The sequence below is a fragment of the Staphylococcus sp. LKG4-2 genome, from assembly GCF_050955665.1.
GTDB lineage: Bacteria > Bacillota > Bacilli > Staphylococcales > Staphylococcaceae > Staphylococcus > Staphylococcus saprophyticus.
In genome coordinates, this window is sequence record NZ_CP194532.1 from 1,143,032 (window position 1) to 1,162,253 (window position 19,222).

The 19,222-nt window shown below is 33.0% G+C and carries 18 protein-coding genes; 14 read left to right on the top strand and 4 right to left on the bottom strand.

What is annotated here, in order from left to right; all coding sequences use genetic code 11:
* The first annotated feature begins 3 nt into the window (after positions 1–3).
* The gene (gene ligA / locus ACM6UH_RS05570) at positions 4–2,007 is read left to right on the top strand and encodes an NAD-dependent DNA ligase LigA (RefSeq protein WP_011302764.1); all 2,004 of its coding nucleotides are present in this window, start codon (positions 4–6) and stop codon (positions 2,005–2,007) included.
* A 12-nt stretch (positions 2,008–2,019) separates the two neighbouring features.
* Complete coding sequence (locus tag ACM6UH_RS05575; protein ID WP_011302765.1) at positions 2,020–3,228, top strand: CamS family sex pheromone protein; 1,209 nt, start codon at positions 2,020–2,022, stop codon at positions 3,226–3,228.
* 122 nt (positions 3,229–3,350) lie between these two features.
* Here ACM6UH_RS05575 and putP read toward each other — a convergent pair whose 3' ends face one another.
* Complete coding sequence (putP, locus tag ACM6UH_RS05580; protein WP_011302766.1) at positions 3,351–4,886, bottom strand: sodium/proline symporter PutP; 1,536 nt, start codon at positions 4,884–4,886, stop codon at positions 3,351–3,353.
* A gap of 375 nt (positions 4,887–5,261) precedes the next feature.
* On the opposite strand from putP, the gene gatC reads away from it, so the two are divergent.
* From gatC to dinB, 7 genes are all read left to right on the top strand, one after another.
* Positions 5,262–5,564: an Asp-tRNA(Asn)/Glu-tRNA(Gln) amidotransferase subunit GatC gene (gene gatC / locus ACM6UH_RS05585; protein WP_002482828.1), complete on the top strand. Its 303-nt coding sequence runs from the start codon at positions 5,262–5,264 to the stop codon at positions 5,562–5,564.
* 1 nt (position 5,565) lies between these two features.
* The gene (gatA, locus tag ACM6UH_RS05590) at positions 5,566–7,023 is read left to right on the top strand and encodes an Asp-tRNA(Asn)/Glu-tRNA(Gln) amidotransferase subunit GatA (protein ID WP_002482829.1); all 1,458 of its coding nucleotides are present in this window, start codon (positions 5,566–5,568) and stop codon (positions 7,021–7,023) included.
* Positions 7,024–7,035: 12 nt separating this feature from the next.
* Positions 7,036–8,463 (top strand): Asp-tRNA(Asn)/Glu-tRNA(Gln) amidotransferase subunit GatB, encoded by a 1,428-nt coding sequence (gene gatB, locus ACM6UH_RS05595; protein WP_011302768.1) that lies wholly within the window; start codon positions 7,036–7,038, stop codon positions 8,461–8,463.
* Between the two features lie 158 nt (positions 8,464–8,621).
* A complete protein-coding gene (locus ACM6UH_RS05600; protein WP_002482831.1) occupies positions 8,622–9,539 on the top strand; it encodes a diacylglycerol kinase in 918 nt (305 codons plus the stop codon).
* 85 nt (positions 9,540–9,624) lie between these two features.
* Positions 9,625–10,986: a 23S rRNA (uracil(1939)-C(5))-methyltransferase RlmD gene (rlmD, locus tag ACM6UH_RS05605; protein WP_011302769.1), complete on the top strand. Its 1,362-nt coding sequence runs from the start codon at positions 9,625–9,627 to the stop codon at positions 10,984–10,986.
* Positions 10,987–11,210: 224 nt separating this feature from the next.
* Positions 11,211–11,771, top strand: coding sequence for a DUF3267 domain-containing protein (locus ACM6UH_RS05610; RefSeq protein ID WP_011302770.1), 561 nt, complete (start codon positions 11,211–11,213; stop codon positions 11,769–11,771).
* 196 nt (positions 11,772–11,967) lie between these two features.
* Positions 11,968–13,038, top strand: coding sequence for a DNA polymerase IV (dinB, locus tag ACM6UH_RS05615; protein WP_011302771.1), 1,071 nt, complete (start codon positions 11,968–11,970; stop codon positions 13,036–13,038).
* Between the two features lie 61 nt (positions 13,039–13,099).
* On the opposite strand, the gene ACM6UH_RS05620 is transcribed toward dinB, so the two are convergent.
* On the bottom strand, positions 13,100–13,654 hold the full coding sequence (locus ACM6UH_RS05620; RefSeq protein WP_011302772.1) for a 3'-5' exonuclease: 555 nt from the start codon (positions 13,652–13,654) through the stop codon (positions 13,100–13,102).
* A gap of 171 nt (positions 13,655–13,825) precedes the next feature.
* Positions 13,826–14,329, bottom strand: coding sequence for a ferritin (locus ACM6UH_RS05625; protein ID WP_048787462.1), 504 nt, complete (start codon positions 14,327–14,329; stop codon positions 13,826–13,828).
* 166 nt (positions 14,330–14,495) lie between these two features.
* Between ACM6UH_RS05625 and ACM6UH_RS05630 the strand changes: the two genes are divergently transcribed.
* The 5 genes from ACM6UH_RS05630 (at position 14,496) to ACM6UH_RS05650 (ending at position 18,030) form a co-directional block, all read left to right on the top strand.
* Positions 14,496–15,815: a Mur ligase family protein gene (locus ACM6UH_RS05630; RefSeq protein ID WP_047503213.1), complete on the top strand. Its 1,320-nt coding sequence runs from the start codon at positions 14,496–14,498 to the stop codon at positions 15,813–15,815.
* Entirely contained in the window at positions 15,812–16,531 is a 720-nt protein-coding gene (locus ACM6UH_RS05635; RefSeq protein WP_002482838.1) for a type 1 glutamine amidotransferase, read from the top strand. The genes ACM6UH_RS05630 and ACM6UH_RS05635 overlap by 4 nt, the downstream gene beginning before the upstream one ends.
* Before the next feature lie 91 nt (positions 16,532–16,622).
* Positions 16,623–16,838 (top strand): helix-turn-helix domain-containing protein, encoded by a 216-nt coding sequence (locus ACM6UH_RS05640; RefSeq protein ID WP_103301910.1) that lies wholly within the window; start codon positions 16,623–16,625, stop codon positions 16,836–16,838.
* Between the two features lie 17 nt (positions 16,839–16,855).
* The gene (locus ACM6UH_RS05645; RefSeq protein WP_064205823.1) at positions 16,856–17,161 is read left to right on the top strand and encodes a helix-turn-helix domain-containing protein; all 306 of its coding nucleotides are present in this window, start codon (positions 16,856–16,858) and stop codon (positions 17,159–17,161) included.
* 5 nt (positions 17,162–17,166) lie between these two features.
* Complete coding sequence (locus ACM6UH_RS05650) at positions 17,167–18,030, top strand: IS3 family transposase (protein WP_231097709.1); 864 nt, start codon at positions 17,167–17,169, stop codon at positions 18,028–18,030.
* A gap of 77 nt (positions 18,031–18,107) precedes the next feature.
* Here the strand turns inward: ACM6UH_RS05650 and ACM6UH_RS05655 are convergent, their stop codons facing one another.
* Positions 18,108–19,094, bottom strand: a complete 987-nt coding sequence (locus tag ACM6UH_RS05655) for an FUSC family protein (RefSeq protein ID WP_002482841.1) — start codon at positions 19,092–19,094, stop codon at positions 18,108–18,110.
* Positions 19,095–19,222 lie beyond the last annotated feature (128 nt).

The following is a 19,222-nucleotide window of genomic DNA, read 5'->3' on the forward strand; positions in this document are numbered from 1 at the left end:
CAAGTGGCTGATATACAATCGCGTGTAGATGAGTTGCATAGATTATTAAATCAATATAGCTATGAGTACTATGTGAAAGATAATCCATCAGTACCTGATAGTGAGTATGATAAATTACTCCATGAATTGATAGATATAGAAACGCAACATCCAGAATATCGTACTGCGGATTCACCTACAGTTAGAGTAGGTGGTAGTGCGCAGTCCACATTCGAAAAAGTGAATCATGATACGCCTATGCTTAGTTTAGGTAATGCGTTTAACGAAGAAGATTTAAGAAAATTTGATCAGCGTATACGTGATAATATAGGAAATGTTGAGTACATGTGTGAATTGAAAATTGATGGACTTGCAGTTTCATTAAAATATGAGAACGGTCGATTTGTTCAAGGTTTAACTCGTGGGGATGGCACCACGGGCGAAGACATTACTGAAAATTTAAAGACAATACACGCGATACCATTAAAAATTAATGAAAGTAGAACTTTTGAAGTCAGAGGCGAAGCGTATATGCCTAGAAAGTCTTTTGTTAATTTAAATGAAGCGAAAGCTGCGAATGAAGAACAGCCATTTGCTAATCCAAGAAATGCAGCGGCTGGTTCATTACGACAATTAGATTCAAAGTTAGCTGCCAAACGTAAACTGAGCGTTTTCTTATATAGTGTGAATGATTTTACCCAGTTTAATGCAGATACTCAAAGTGAAGCATTAGATGAACTTGACCAACTAGGCTTTAAAACAAACCAAGAACGTCAACGCGTTCAAACGATAGAAGAAGTTATGACTTACATTGACAAATGGACAAAACAACGTGAAAACTTGCCTTATGATATTGATGGTATTGTTATTAAAGTCAATGCTTTAGAACAACAGGAAACATTAGGCTTCACTCAAAAATCACCGCGCTGGGCTATTGCATATAAATTTCCCGCTGAAGAAGTGGTTACGGAATTATTAGATATTGAATTGAGTATCGGTAGAACAGGTGTTGTTACACCCACAGCTGTTCTTGAACCAGTTAGGGTAGCAGGTACAACCGTTTCTCGCGCTTCACTACATAATGAAGATTTAATCCATGATAAGGATATAAGAATAGGTGATAGCGTTGTAATTAAAAAAGCAGGCGACATCATACCTGAAGTAATTAAAAGTGTATTAGACAGACGACCTGATGATGCAGAAATCTATCACATGCCTTCACATTGTCCTAGTTGTGAACATGAATTAGTTAGAATAGAAGGCGAAGTGGCATTACGTTGTATTAACCCTAAATGCCAAGCGCAATTAGTAGAAGGATTAATTCACTTTGTTTCACGACAAGCGATGAATATAGATGGCTTAGGAACTAAAATAATCCAACAGTTATATGAAAATGAGAAAATAAAAGATGTAGCAGATATTTTCTATTTGACGAAAGAAGATCTTTTACCACTGGACCGTATGGGCGAGAAAAAAGTAGATAATTTACTCAATGCTATTGAAAAAGCTAAATCGAATTCATTAGAACAATTATTATTTGGTCTTGGTATTCGACATTTAGGCGTTAAAGCTAGCCAAGTGATTGCTGAAAAATATGGAACGATAGATGAACTGTTTCATGTGACGGAAGAAGCGTTAATGGATATTCATGATGTGGGGCATAAGCTAGCTCAATCTGTAGTAACTTATTTAGAAAATGAAGATATACGTGCATTAATTGATAAATTAAAAGCAAAAAATGTTAATATGATTTATAAAGGTGTTAAGACAACAGAATTAGAAGGACACCCAGATTTTAAAGACAAAACAATTGTCCTAACTGGTAAGTTATATCAAATGACAAGAAATGAAGCATCCAATTGGTTAGCATTACAAGGTGCAAAAGTAACCAATAGCGTAACAAAAAATACCGATTTGGTCATAGCAGGTGAAGATGCTGGTTCTAAACTAGCTAAAGCAGAAAAATTTGGTACAGAAATTTGGTCAGAAGAAGCTTTTGTTCAGAAACAAAATGAAATAGAGGGATAGAGGAGATTATGCATGAAACGAACGATTATACTATTCATCTCAGCAATTTTGGTATTAACAGCTTGTGGAAATAATGATGAAAAATCAAAAGAACAATCTAATGAAAAAGAGCAACAAAAAGAGTCAGGTTCCGTAAAAGAAATTGCAACGGATAAAAATGTGCAAGGTGATAATTATAGAACGATTTTACCATTTAAGGAGAGCCAAGCACGTGGATTATTACAAGATAACATGGCGAACAGTTACAATGGTGAAGACTTTGAAAATGGTTTGTTAGATTTAAGTAAAAGTGTATTTCCAACGGATGACTACTTATATCAAGATGGACAATACTTAGATAAAGATATGATTAACGCTTTTCTAAATCCAAAGTATACTAAAGATGAAGTTAACAAAATGGATGAAAGTGATAGAAAAGAGAAAAAAGCAAATGAAAACTTGGGACTAAATCCATCTCACAAAGGTGAAACAGATCCTGAAAAAATTGCTGAACAATCACCTGCATATTTATCTAATATTTTAGAACAAGATTTTTATGCGAGTGGTGATACAAAAGGTAAAAAAATAAAAGGTATGACAATAGGTTTAGCTATGAATAGTACATATTATTATCAAAAAGAAAAAGACGGTGAAACCTATAGCAAAGACCTCGACGATAAAGAAATTGAAAAACAAGGTAAACAAATGGCAGAAGAATTACTTTCTCGAATTCGGGAAAATAAGGATTTGAAAGAAATACCTATACATTTTGCTATTTATAAACAATCTGGTGAAAATTCAATTGTTCCAGGTGAGTTTATTGCAGGGACAACGGTTGAAGATGGTAAGACACGTATTAATGATTGGAAAGATATTAATCAAAAAACAGCCTTATTACCTTCTGAAGAAGCGGGAGAGCTTGATGAAAATTTAAATTCCGATTTCAAACAATTTAATGACAACCTACAAACCTATTTTAATAATTTCACACAAGCAGTGGGTACAGTTAAATTTGATAATAAAAAAGCGAAACAACTATCCGTTGATTTACCTATAGATTATTACGGTAAAGCAGAAACGATTGGTATCACTCAATATGTAACAGAACAAGCTGATAAATATTTTGATGGTATTGATGAATATGAAATTCATATTAAAGATGGTAATAATCCGAAAGCACTTATAAGTAAAACGAAAGACGACAAAGAACCACAAGTTCATATTTATAAAAACAACAATTAACCGAAACAATTAACCAAGATAATGACAATCTTGCATAGACAAAAAATAACGCTAAACTGATATCAATTATAATGATATACCAGTTTGGCGTTTTGTATTGATTTAACAGTTATAATATCAAACTATTCCTTTACGATTTGTTTTACTTTATCTAGGTCATGTGTCACAAATGAACCAGGTTTTTTAGTGTATTTACTAACAAAGTAAGTAGTAATCACACTTGCTAAGAATCCAGGAATAATTTCATACATACCAAATAGCTCATTGATAGAAGCTAATGGTTTAATCCAAACAATCCAAATAATTACGACCAATGCGCCGGTAATCATGCCTGCAAGTGCACCAGTACGTGATAGACCTTTCCAATAGAGTGAGAAGATAACTAATGGACTAAATGCGGCACCAAATCCTGCCCAAGCATTACCAACTAAATTTAGTATCGTATCGTTTGGCGACCAAGCAATCCATATAGCCACAATCGCTACAATTAATACAGATAAACGACCAACCATTAAGAATTCTTTCTCGTGTGCTTTAGCTTTATCTTCACCACGAATGAGTTTATAAAAGTCTTCCGTTAAGGAACTTGAAGTTACCAGTAATTGTGAAGAAATTGTACTCATGATGGCTGCCAAAATTGCTGCCAATAAGAAGCCTCCAACTAAAGGGTGGAATAAAATTTGGCTCATAACGATAAATAAAGTTTCAGGATCCTCTAACTTGATGTTGCGTTCAGAAATAAAGGCAATACCTGTTAAACCAACTGCAACAGCACCTAATAACCCAATCACCATCCAGCTAATACCTAATCTTCGTGCTTTTGGTAATAATTTGTGCGATTTTATAGACATAAATCTAACAATAATATGAGGTTGTCCGAAATAACCCAATCCCCAAGCAAACAGTGAAATGATACCTAAAACGGTTGTGCCTTTAAATAGATTCATATTTGTTGGTTTCATCTCTGCTACTTGTTTAAACGTATCGATGCCGTTTAAATCGATAAGTGCAACGATAGGGACCATCACCATAGCGATTAACATGATCACTCCTTGGAAGAAGTCGGTGATAGATACAGCAAGATAACCACCGAAAAATGTATAAAATATGACTATAAATGCAACCATTAGTAATCCCCAATGATAATTCAAACCGAAGGCACTTTCGAATAATTTACCACCTGATACAAAACCGGAATGTGTGTATAAAGTGAAAAAAACAACAATAATTAAGCCGGATATAATTTTTATGTAATTATTGTGGTCATTTAATCTGTTTTTAAAGAAATCTGGTAATGTAATCGCATCACCAGCCAATTCTGTATAGACACGTAGACGAGGTGCAACGACAAAATAATTTACATAGGCGCCTAATGAAAGACCAATGGTAATCCACATAGCAGATAACCCAGTACTATAAACAGATCCTGGTAGACCCATAATCATCCAGCCACTCATATCTGATGCACCTGCTGAAAGTGCTGTCACATAAGGACCGATGCTCCTACCACCTAACATAAATTCACTTAAATTACCTGTAGCTTGTTTGTATCCGTAGTAACCGATAAATAATAATATAGTGAAATATATGATGATCATTATATATGTTTGCCAACTTGCATGTACTTGGTTGGCCAATGAAGTGCCTAATATCAGCATCGTCCTCATCTCCCTTTGTTTTAAATGATTCTATTGTGGTATATGAATTATTATACAATGTAATTTATAAATAGAATAGTATTATTTTAGTTTAATGAAAAAATACATTTTAGCCATGCTTTGTTAAGCGCTTCCATATAATGATGTATAGTTACATGAAATATAAAGTGCAATGATTGATTATGCATTTAAAAAAATAAATCGTGCGTGATTTAGGTGGTGAAATTTAAACAATGCCATTTTTAACGTATGAATGACAAGTAAATAATAGCAATATAAAATTTTAATTTACCGTTATTATTGAAAAACTTAGATTTTTCAACGAAATTTTGGTACAATTTTGTAATGAATGAGTAAAAAGGAGGCTTTTATTTAATGGCTAAAGTTACACGAGAAGAAGTTGAACATATAGCAAATTTAGCAAGACTTCAAATTACTGAAGATGAAACGACTGAAATGCAAAATACATTAGAAAGCATTTTAAACTTTGCTAATCAAATAGATACAGCGGATACTAGTGAAATTGAACCAACATATCACGTACTAGATTTACAAAATGTATTACGTGAAGATAAAGCAATCGAGGGCATCCCTCAAGAGCTTGCATTAAAAAATGCTAAAGAGACGGAAGATGGACAGTTTAAAGTACCATCTATCATGAATGAGGAGGACGCTTAAGATGACCATCCGTTATGAATCTGTTGAGAATTTGATCAACTTAATCAAAAACAAAGAAATTACACCATCTAAAGTTGTAAGTGATATTTACGATGCAATTGAAGAAACTGATCCAACGATCAAATCGTTTCTTGCATTAGATAAAGAAAATGCTATTAAAAAAGCACAAGAATTAGATGAATTACAAGCAAAAGACCAAATGGAAGGCAAGTTATTTGGTATTCCAATGGGTATTAAAGATAACATTATTACTGAAGGTGTAGAAACAACATGTGCTAGTAAAATGTTAGAGGGCTTTGTACCAATTTATGAATCAACTGTGATGAATAAATTACGAAATGAACAAGCAGTGCTTATTGGTAAATTAAATATGGATGAATTTGCTATGGGTGGTTCCACTGAAACATCATATTACAAAAAAACTGTAAATCCTTTCGATCATACTGCAGTACCTGGTGGTTCTTCGGGTGGTTCTGCCGCAGCAGTTGCAGCTGGTTTAGTTCCTTTCAGTTTAGGTTCTGATACTGGTGGCTCAATTCGTCAACCAGCAGCTTATTGTGGAATTGTCGGTTTGAAACCAACATATGGCCGTGTATCACGTTTTGGTCTAGTAGCCTTTGCATCGTCATTAGATCAAATTGGACCATTGACACGTACAGTTAAAGACAATGCATTAGTCTTGGAAGCAATTACTGGGGTAGACGAAAATGATTCAACAAGTGCGCCAGTTGAAGATGCTGATTACACTTCTGATATCGGTAAAGATATTAAAGGATTGAAAATCGCGCTTCCAAGTGAGTATTTAGGTGAAGGTGTTTCTGATGAAGTCAAAGCATCTGTAAAAGAAGCAGTCGAAACTTTAAGAGGTCTTGGTGCCACTGTAGAAGAAGTATCATTACCGAATACGAAGTATGGGATTCCTTCTTATTATGTAATTGCATCTTCTGAAGCTTCTTCTAACTTGTCTCGTTTCGATGGTATTAGATATGGATATCATTCTCCAGAAGCGAACTCATTAGAAGAATTATATAAAATGTCTAGAAGTGAGGGCTTTGGTGAGGAAGTTAAACGCCGTATCTTCTTGGGAACATTTGCATTAAGTTCAGGTTATTATGATGCATTTTATAAAAAATCACAAAAAGTTAGAACATTAATCAAAGATGATTTCAATCGTATATTTGAAAATTATGATGTTGTCGTTGGTCCAACTACACCTACAACAGCTTTCAATTTAGGTGACGAAATAGATGATCCACTTACAATGTATGCGAACGATTTATTAACAACGCCAGTTAATTTAGCTGGTTTACCAGGTATTTCTGTTCCTTGTGGACAATCAAATGGCCGCCCAATCGGTTTACAATTTATAGGTAAACCATTTGATGAAAAAACACTATATCGTGTCGCTTACCAATATGAAACAAAATTTAATTTTCATAATGAATACGAAAAACTATAAGGAGTGGAAATCATGCATTTTGAAACAGTTATCGGACTAGAAGTCCACGTTGAGTTAAAAACAGATTCTAAAATGTTTTCTCCAGCGCCAGCGCATTTTGGAGCAAAACCGAACTCAAACACAAATGTTATCGACCTAGCATATCCAGGTGTATTACCAGTTGTAAACAGACGTGCTGTTGATTGGGCCATGAGAGCTTCAATGGCATTGAACATGGAAATTGCTACAGAATCTAAATTTGACCGTAAAAACTATTTTTATCCAGATAATCCAAAAGCTTATCAAATTTCACAATTTGATCAACCAATTGGTGAAAATGGTTATATCGATATCGAGGTTGATGGTGAAACAAAACGCATTGGTATTACGCGTTTACACATGGAAGAAGATGCTGGTAAATCAACACATAAAGATGGTTATTCTTTAGTTGATTTAAATAGACAAGGTACACCATTAATTGAAATCGTATCGGAACCAGATATTCGCTCTCCTCAAGAAGCATACGCATACCTAGAAAAACTACGTTCAATCATTCAATATACAGGCGTTTCAGATTGTAAGATGGAAGAAGGTTCATTACGTTGTGATGCCAACATTTCATTACGTCCGTATGGTCAAGAAGAATTTGGTACAAAAGCTGAGTTGAAAAACTTAAACTCCTTTACATATGTTCGTAAAGGTCTTGAATACGAAGAAAAACGTCAAGAAGAAGAATTGTTAAATGGTGGAGAAATTTTACAAGAAACACGTCGATTTGACGAGTCTAATGGTAAGACATTATTAATGCGTGTTAAAGAAGGATCTGACGATTACCGTTATTTCCCAGAACCAGATATTGTACCTTTATATGTAGATGAAGAATGGAAAGAACGCGTTCGTCAAACGATTCCTGAATTACCTGATGAAAGAAAAGAAAAGTATGTAAATCAATATGGTTTACCTGCCTACGATGCACACGTACTTACACTGACAAAAGAAATGTCTGATTTCTTCGAAGGTGCAGTTGCAGAAGGTGCAGATGTTAAATTGACATCTAACTGGTTAATGGGTGGCGTAAACGAATATCTAAATAAAAATCAAATTGATTTATTAGATACTAAGTTAACGCCAGAAAACTTAGCGGGTATGATTAAATTAATTGAAGATGGCACAATGAGTAGTAAAATAGCTAAAAAAGTATTCCCTGAACTAGCTGAAAATGGCGGGGATGCAAAACAAATTATGGAAGATAAAGGCTTAGTGCAGATTTCTGACGAAGCAACATTGCTTAAATTTGTAAATGAAGCATTGGATAATAACGAGCAATCTATTGAAGACTATAAGAATGGTAAAGGTAAGGCTATGGGCTTCTTAGTTGGACAAATTATGAAAGCTTCTAAAGGCCAAGCTAATCCACAGTTAGTTAACCAATTGTTAAAACAAGAATTGGATAAACGATAATTCAATATATCTAGACCCTGTAGCTCAAATTATGCTACAGGGTCTTTTAAATGCGATGTGCCTTAAATATTTTCTTTGGAATTTAACCTAAAATGCTTTTAACATCTATGTAAATCATATAATATAGGTATTGAGTATATGAAGTAGAGGGATAAATTATGAGAAAAAGAGCTAGAATCATTTATAATCCAACATCTGGAAAGGAATTATTTAAACGCACATTACCAGATGTTTTAATTAAATTAGAAAAAGCTGGATTTGAAACAAGCGCATATGCCACAGAAAAAGTAGGCGACGCAACTACAGAAGCAGCACGTAGTTTAGAACAAAATTACGATGTACTGATTGCAGCTGGTGGAGATGGTACTTTAAATGAAGTCATAAATGGCATTGCTGAAAAGCCAAATAGACCAAGTTTAGGTATTATACCGATGGGCACTGTGAATGATTTTGGTCGTGCATTACATTTACCCACAGATATCATGAGTGCGATAGATGTCATTATTGAGGGACATATGACACGTGTGGATATTGGTAAGATGAATAGTCGTTATTTTATTAACTTAGCTGCAGGTGGACAACTAACTCAAGTATCATACGAAACTCCGAGTAAGTTGAAATCCATTGTAGGACCATTCGCGTATTATATCAAAGGTTTTGAAATGTTACCTCAAATGAAAGCCGTGGATATTCGTATTGAATATGATGACGAAGTATTCCAAGGAGAAGCCTTGTTATTCTTACTAGGGCTTACGAATTCAATGGCTGGGTTTGAAAAATTAGTCCCCGATGCTAAATTGGATGATGGTTACTTTACATTAATTATCGTTGAAAAAGCTAACTTAGCTGAATTAGGCCACATTATGACGTTAGCATCAAGAGGTGAACATACCAAGCATCCTAAAGTACATTACAAGAAGGCCAAATCTATTAGCGTTTCATCATTCACCGATATGCAATTAAATGTAGATGGTGAATATGGAGGCAAATTACCTGGTAATTTTTTAAACTTGAAACAACATATTGAAGTATTCACACCAAATGATATTAAAAATGAAGAAATTATAGAACAATGATACAAATAAAAATACGATTTAGATTAAACTACGAGGTTAGGTCAGTCAACATACATCCTAACCTCTTTTAATGTGGGGTGAAGTAATGAATGCGATACAAAAAAATGAAGTAATTGAAGGAACAGTGATAGATTTAACACATGAAGGTCATGGTGTTGTGAAATTTGATCGTTATCCAATTTTTGTGCCCAATGCACTCATTAATGAAGTGATAGCGTTTAAAGTAATCAAAGTGAAAAAGAACTTCGCAATTGGTAAGCTGGTTGAAATTAAAGAAAAAAGCACTGATCGAGTAGAACCACCGTGTATATATTATTATAAATGTGGTGGTTGTCAGTTGCAGCACATGACATATCAAGCGCAGTTAAATATGAAAAAAGAACAAGTTGTGAATTTATTTCAACGTAAAGCTGGATTTAAAGATACAATCATTCATGACACGATTGGTATGGAAAATCCTTGGTACTACAGAAATAAATCACAAATTCCAGTGGGTAAAAACAATGAGAATAAAGTTATAACAGGATTTTATCGTCAACGTAGCCACGATATTATTAATATGGATGAATGTTTGATTCAAGACCAACTACACCAAGAAGTTATAAATAAATTAAAAGCGTGGTTCAATGAACTAAACATCAGTGTTTATAATGAGCGTAAAAAGCAAGGCATGATGCGTCATGTTGTAATAAGAACAGGGCATCATTCTAGAGAACTCATGGTCATTTTTGTAACAAATGGCAAAAAATTTAAACAAGGTGACATCCTAACAGAACGTTTAAAACAACATTTTCCAGCAATTGTGAGTATTAAACAAAATGTAAATGATACACATTCCAACGTTATAATGGGACAAAATTCATATACACTTTATGGTAAAGATGAGATTGTCGATATGTTGTCAGATGTCACATTTAAAATTAATGACCAATCATTTTATCAAATTAATTCTATCCAAACAGAAAAACTATATCAACGTGCTATAGATTATGCTGAGCTACAGGGAGAAGAAACAGTGTTGGATACTTATTGCGGTATTGGTACCATTGGTTTATATATGGCTCCCAAAGCAAAACATGTCTATGGTGTTGAGGTTGTGCCAGAAGCCATTACAGATGCTCAACAAAATGCGACTATAAACCAATTTGAAAATACTACTTTTGTCTGTGGTAAGGCAGAAGAAGTTATCTTAAAATGGAAATCAGAAGGAATAAGACCAGATGTTGTAATGGTTGATCCACCTAGAAAGGGTTGTGACGAAACATTTTTGAAGACATTATTAGAGCTAAATCCTCAAAAAATTGTCTACATATCATGTAACCCATCAACGCAACAGCGTGATGCACAATTATTAGCAAACCAATATAAGTTAACACAAATTACACCGGTTGATATGTTTCCGCATACGACACATGTTGAAACAGTGGCACAATTTGAACGTATATAAAGCATTGATGTAAAGACTGTATTACTTATAATTAAATACGTTTTGTATATATGACTTGTGTAAAAATAATTAATAATTTGTTTGCTAAACATTGCAAAATATTGCAAAATGAGTAAGTTTGTTAAAATTCAATTACAAGCAACTTACTTTCACTTTACCCCCTTTCATAGTGGTGATAATCGTTGTATACTTTAGTTAATAACGAGTGACGAGGAGGGCGTCTAATGTTTAAAATTGATTTGTTTTCTAATAAAAAAGCAGTTGAAGGTTTTATTTTATTTCAATTAACTATTGTGATGATTAGCATTTTGATTTCTTATAAAATGGCATATTCTATGACCCATATTATAGAACAAAACATAATTTTTAATATTATTTTTGGTATTGTTGGTTTTGCAGTAGTGTATTTCTTACATGAATTTATTCATAATATAATGTTCAGAGTAATGTCAAAAGGTAATAAACCTACATATCGTATTAAATCAGGTTTGATTACAACACATATGCCAAATGTTTATTTTAAAAAATGGCAATACATGACAATTATGTTAGCCCCTTTAGTCATTATCACAAGCGTATTATTAGTAATATTTTCGTATTTTGCTTACTCATCTATTATCTTTATTGCATGTTTTCACATAGGATATTGCGTAATGGATATGTATTTCCTTACAGGTTTATTAAATAAACATGTACAACTTATTGAAGATACAGAAGAAGGGATTAAATTTTATACACAAGCGCCTGCCCCTGCTCAAGAATTTCGAACTGAATTGAAATCATAAAATGATAAATGTAACTTTGATAAAGGATCAGCTCCGTTTGAGTAAATGATCATTTGAATATTAAATTCAAACTGATTCACTTAAACGTGTACTGTTCCTTTTTTTTATTGAGCAAATTCAAAGAAAAATGATGATGGAGGATGTAAGATAAAAACAACACAATTATAAATTATATCGAATACAGGAGGTGAGGGCATTGTCAGAAAGACGGATTATACATGTGGATATGGACTACTTTTTCGCACAAGTAGAAATGAGGGATAACCCTAAACTAAAAGGAAAACCTGTCATTGTTGGTGGTAAAGCTAGTGGAAGAGGGGTCGTATCAACGGCATCATATGAGGCAAGACAATATGGTGTACATTCTGCGATGCCCACTGCACAAGCGCATAAATTATGTCCTAACGGGTACTATGTGACGCCAAGATTCGAAGCTTATAAAACTGCATCGGAAAAGATTATGAATATATTTAAAAGTTATACAGAGGTTGTTGAACCTTTGTCTTTGGATGAAGCATATTTGGATATCACACATCTTGTCAGACCTGATTTACCAGCCTCTCGAATCGCTCAATATATCAGGAGAGATATTTATGAAGCTACAATGCTTACTTCGTCAGCAGGTGTATCATATAATAAATTTTTAGCTAAATTAGCAAGTGGTATGAACAAGCCCAACGGTTTAACAGTTATTGACTATAGAAATGTTCATGATATTTTAATGGGCTTAGATATTGGAGATTTTCCTGGTGTTGGTAAAGCTTCAAAACAAAAAATGCATCAAGAAGCGATTTATACAGGACAAGATTTATATAATCAAAGTGAACGGGACCTTATTAGACTATTTGGTAAGCGTGGACATGGCTTGTACAATAAAGCGAGGGGTATAGATCATAATCCAGTAAAGCCTACTAGAATCAGGAAATCTGTTGGTACAGAACGAACATTTGCCACAGATATGAATGATGATGAAGAAATTTTACAAAAAATTTGGGAATTAAGTAATAAAACAGCAGAACGTCTAGCTAAATTACAAAAATCTGGAAAAACAGTAACAGTAAAAATTAAAACATTTAAGTTTGAATCTTTGTCGAAACAACGTAGTCTTAGAGACCCGGTTCGCTCAGAAACTGACATATACAATATTGCTTATGATTTATATACAGAATTAAAAAATCCTGAAACGCCTATTCGTCTTGTAGGGGTGACTGTTGGTAATCTTGAAAAAGCGACATATGAAAATATGACAATATACGATTATATTTAATTAAGATAGAAAATGATTTATAGTAGATAAGCTATTTTACAGACATATCAAGGAAATAGAATTAATCTTTATCTTTTAAATCCTTGCCGTAGATATTTAACATACTAGGTAAATCATCATAATGTTTTAAGAGACGGAACGTAATCATAGCGCATGCTTTAGCATCATTGAGCGCATCATGATGTCCATGAAAATCTAAATTATAATATTGCATCATGTAATTTAAACCATAGCGATGATTTTCTACTGTTCTTCTTGAAAGTTGTAAAGAGCAAAAGTAAGTCATGTTAGGGGTATCAAAACCAAAAGCACTAATACTTTCGTGTAGAACGTTCATATCAAATGCTGCATTGTGTGCAACGACGGGTAAATCGCCGATAAATTGCAACATATAGGGATATACTGTTTGAAATGTAGGCGCATCTTCAACTTGTTCAGGATGTATGCTGTGTACTGCGATATTTTGTTGTGAGAAATAGTCATTAGGGTTAACAAGTGTATAGAAAGATTCTGTTATCTGGTGGTTGACTACTTTAACCATACCAACAGCACAAATACTTGTACGTTTACCGTTGGCAGTTTCAAAATCTAAAGCTATAAATGCATCGTTACTCATGGAGCAAGTTCCCTTTCTATAATGGAATATGTTATGACTTTATAGAATAAATGAAAAACAGTCAAGTTAATGAAATTGAACTAACATTTACTACCTAATCAAAAAAGTCTGGGACATTTATTGATGTCCCAGACTTTTCTGATATATAAATTCGTGAGTATTACCTATTAATTATTCTGATTCATCAAATGAACGTGCAGCTAACTCTTTTTCATAAAGGTAAAGTGTATTACTATCATCACCAATACGATTTAAGTAATCGATATGCGTTTCAAACATAGCTTCTTCTTCAACTTGCTCGTCTAAGAACCAATTTAAGAATGAAATCGTAGCATAATCTTTATCTTTGTTAGCTAAATCTGATAAATTATAGAATCTATGTGTAACGTCTTGTTCTTGAGCCAAACCATCTTCAAACGTTTCTAAGATGCTGCTGAACTCTGTTTTTGGTGCAGGAATTGCTGTAAATAAAGCATGTTCTCCACGATCGTTAATATAGTCATATATTTTTTTACCATGGAATCTTTCTTCTTTAGCTTGTTGAATATAAAAATTTGCAAAACCTTCGTAAGAATTGTCGTCACAAAAGGCAGCCATAGCCATATAAGCGTGAGCAGTATAAAATTCATGATTCATTTGTTCATTTAAAGCATCTAATAGTTCTTTGTTTAACATAATTAATAAGCCTCCTATACTTTTTTTCAGTATAGCAAAACTAGACTTAGTAGTAAATTATACGCTACTTTATTTGAAAAAGACTCATGTAAATTGGGTTGAGAATTGTTTGGAATACAACATAATCGTGTTATAATATTTGAGTGAAGAGTAGAGGAGGAGCTAAATGAGATACTGGACTGCAACCCGCTTAGCAAAATTGGCAAGGCAAGCAAGTAAAGCTGCTGGCAAAAAAGGCACAGACTTGCCCGGTCAAGTAGCTAGAAGAGTAGATAAAAATATATTAAGAAAGTTAGCATCTCAAGTTGATGAGATTGTTTTTATAAGTGGTACGAATGGGAAAACAACCACTTCAAACCTAATCGGTCATACATTAAAAGCTAATGATATAGAAATCATACATAATAATGAAGGCGCAAATATGGCTGCAGGTATTACATCTGCTTTTATTTTGCAAAATAAGAAAAATACAAAAATCGCAGTCATTGAAATTGACGAGGGCTCTATTCCGAGAGTGCTTAACGAAGTAACACCAACGATGATGGTTGTTACGAATTTCTTCCGAGATCAAATGGACCGTTTTGGTGAAATTGATATTATGGTTAATAACATAGCAAAGGCGATTAATAATAAGGGCATTAAATTATTATTGAATGCAGATGATCCATTTGTGAGTAGGTTGAAAATTGCGAGTGACACGGTTGTTTACTATGGCATGAAGGCACACGCACACGAATTTGAACAAAGTACAATGAATGAAAGCCGTTATTGTCCAAACTGCGGACGTTTACTCCATTATGACTATATCCAATATAACCAAATTGGTCATTATCACTGTGAATGTGGTTTTAAACGTGAGGATACACAATATGAAGTATCCTCATTTACACTGACACCGTTTATAAACTTAAATATTGGTTCTAAAACGTTTAATATGAAAATAGCTGGTGATTTTAATGCTTATAACGCGATTGCTGCATATTCTGTATTAAGAGAGTTAGGCATTAATGATGACGGCATCAGAAAAGGTTTTGAAACGTATACATCAGACAACGGCCGTATGCAATATTTTAAACAAGATAGCAAAGAAGCTATGATAAACTTAGCCAAAAATCCTGCAGGGATGAACGCAAGTCTCTCAGTAGGTGAACAATTAAGCGGTAGTAAGGTTTACCTTATCAGTTTAAATGATAATGCTGCAGATGGTAGAGATACATCGTGGATATATGATGCAGATTTTGAAAAATTAACAAGACAACAAATAGAGACAATTATTGTTACAGGAACTAGAGCAGAAGAACTTCAATTAAGATTAAAATTGGCTGGTGTTACAGTACCTGTTATCTTAGAGCGCGATATTTACAAAGCGACTGCTAAATCTATGGAATATAAAGAGAGCTTTACTGTAGCAATTCCAAATTATACTTCGCTCGCACCTATGTTAGAACAATTAAACCACTCTTTTGAGGAGGTCAAAGCGAAATGAATGAATTAACTGTTTATCATTTTATGCCTGATAAATTAAATTTATATAGTGATATTGGTAATATCATTGCGTTAAGACAACGTGCTAAATTGAGGAATATCCAATTAAATGTAGTTGATATCAATGAAACAGAAGGTATCACGCTAGATAACTGTGATATATTTTTCATTGGTGGTGGCAGTGATAGAGAACAAGCCTTGGCTACGAAAGAATTAAGCAAAATAAAAACGGTATTGAAAGATGCCATTGAAGAAGGCATGCCCGGTCTGACAATTTGTGGTGGGTATCAGTTCTTGGGGAGTAAATACATTACACCAGATGGTACAGAATTAGCTGGTTTAAATATTTTAGACTTTTATACTGAGTCACAAACAAATCGTCTTACAGGCGATATTGTGATTGAAAGTAAAACTTTTGGAACAATAGTTGGTTTTGAAAATCATGGTGGCCGTACATATCATAAATTTGGTACTTTAGGTCACGTTACACATGGATATGGAAATAATGATGAAGATGCAAAAGAAGGTATTCATTATAAAAATCTATTAGGTACATATTTACATGGTCCAATTTTACCAAAAAACCATGAAATTACTGATTATTTATTAGAAAAAGCATGTGAACGTAAAGGCATTGCTTTTGAGCCTAAACAAGTAGATAATACTGAAGAAGAAGCTGCTAAACAAGTTATTGTTGATCGCGTAGCTAAAAATTAAATTATAAAAAAGCACACTCGTAAAGCGATATGAATTTGATGCGCACCCCAAAAGTTGGACTAAAAATCTAACTTTTAGGGGTGTATTTTTTATGGGCAAACATTACAAATATGAATTTAAATTAAAGGTAGTTCAAGAATATTTGAATAGTTTATTAGGTTATAGAGCATTAACAAAGAAATATGAAATATCGAATAAAAGTTTAATCGAAAGGTGGGTTACACAATATAAAGAATTTGGACCCGAAGGGTTAAGTAAACGATTGAAAATAAAGTTTATACTAGAGAATTTAAGCTATATGTTTTAAGATTTAGACAAGAAAACATGTTGTCTTATCGAGAAACAGCAAGCCATTTTAAAATAAGTAATAGCGCCATGATATGTGCTTGGCAACGTATATTTGAAGAGAAAGGTATCCTCGGACTAGACAACAATCGGAAAGGACGTCCAAATAAAATGGATAAAAAACATTCGAAAGTAAAGTCTAAATCAACCGAATTAAAAGAAAGTGAACGCGAGGAATTAGAAAGACTAAGAAATGAAAATGAGATATTAAAAGCAGGTATAGCTTATCAAAAAAAGTTACAAGCCTTGACTCAAAATTACGAAACAAAACATTCGAAAAAGTAAAAATCATAAAAGTATTACATGAAACATTAAATTTTGGGCTCAGTCTATTATTTAAAGTTTCAAAAGTAGCTAAATCTGTTTATTACTATTGGCTAGAACGTTTTAAACAACCAAATAAAGATAAAGAATTAATTGAAACTATTAAAGCGATATGTGAAGAATGTGGATATATCTATGGCTATAGAAGAGTTACTCAATCCTTATCAAATAAAGGTATTAAAGTGAATCATAAAAAGGTAAGAAAGTTAATGAAAGAATTAAAACTCACTTGTACAAAATTTACACATAGAGGACGTAAGTATAAATCTTACAAAGGAAATGTAGGCAAAATAGCAAAACATTTATTAAAACGACGTTTTAATACGAATCGCCCTTATCAAAAAGTAGTGACTGATATTACAGAATTTAAGTTAAATAATGGATCAAAATTATATTTATCTGCATATATTGATTTATATAGTTCAGAAATTATGAGCTATAGTATTTCAAGTCACCCAACACTAGATATGGCTATCAATCCACTAAAAGAACTTTTAAATAAATGTCCAAATGTTAATTATCGATTAACTATACATTCAGATCAAGGTTGGCATTATCAAAATGCGAAATACGTAAATATTTTAAAAGAAAATAAAGTGTTTCAAAGTATGTCAAGAAAGGGAAATTGTCTCGATAATTCAGTTATGGAAAACTTTTTTGGATTATTGAAGCAAGAAATGTTTTATGGAAAAAAATTTGATCATTTTTATCAATTGGAGCTAGCTATTCAAAACTATATTATTTTTTATAATGATGAAAGAATTAAATCAAAATTAAAAGGCTTGTCTCCTAAAAATTTTAGGAAACAAACCTTTGAAATATTACACTAAACCAAAGTACAACTTTTGGGGTTCAGTACAATATATGCTTATACGAGTGTGCTTTTTATTTAAGAATAAATTTAGATTTATGCAAAACGATGATCTAATATGCGATAAATCAATAGAATTTCATAAATGACATGACTTTTAAGTTGATTGCTATCAAACTCATCTAAACCTTTCACAGACATTTTTAGTAAAGAGGCATGTTGTTTCTTACGCTCGAAGTGTCCAGTCGAATATATATTGTTTATACTTTGTGCGATACTTAAAATCGCCAATTTTTCATCGTTTGTAAAAGTAATTATCGTATCTTTCGGTAAATAAACTAAATTAGATAAATGGGTAATAAACAACCTATTAGTATGCGCGCGCGTAGTTAGTGCTTTAAGTTGAATCCATTCTGAATCATGGTGTTTGTGATAGCTTAGTTCATCTTTTTGATAAGAAAGTAAGGTTTCCACTTTTTGATTTAAATCGATTAATTGATTTAATTGACGATAAGGCGCGCCTTTTGTAAATTTACCAAGTAATAATTGACGCATACGTAATTCAAAGAGTTCGTACATTTTTGATTCAGTCAAATTAATAGATGATTCAACTTGATCATAATATTTTGGAGGTAAAATAATAAAGTTTACTAATCCAGCTGTTACGAGTCCGATGATAGCAGTTAATAATCTAGAAAAGAAATTAAAGAAATAGGCTTCATGAATACCTGGAATCATAGCCATAGCTGTTAATGTAGCTACCGTAGTACCCACATGTAAATTAAGTTTGGTACATAGAATAATTGTGAACGTAGCGCTCAATGCATATGCGAAAGGGGATTGGTCCCCAAATATAAATGTGAATATGACTGCAAATAATGCCCCAATAATCGTTGCTGGCAAACGACGATAGCCTTTTTTTAATGAAGCTTTAGCTGTAGGTTCAATCGTCACAATAGCCGTTAATATAGCAAATATCGGATTTAAGTTTAAAGCTAAACAAAATAATGCAGTCAGGAATGTGGCTAGACCCGTTTTAATTGTACGAGCACCGATAATTTTTTTATACCAGTTATCATTCATTTAAAAACTCCTAATGTGATGTATAGTCAAATAACTGCTCAAAATGGTGAGTAGTCGTATTATTAATATCTGTGAAATGTTAAACTATAGTTGATAAAATTTTCTAATTTATTATATCAAAAAAAGTC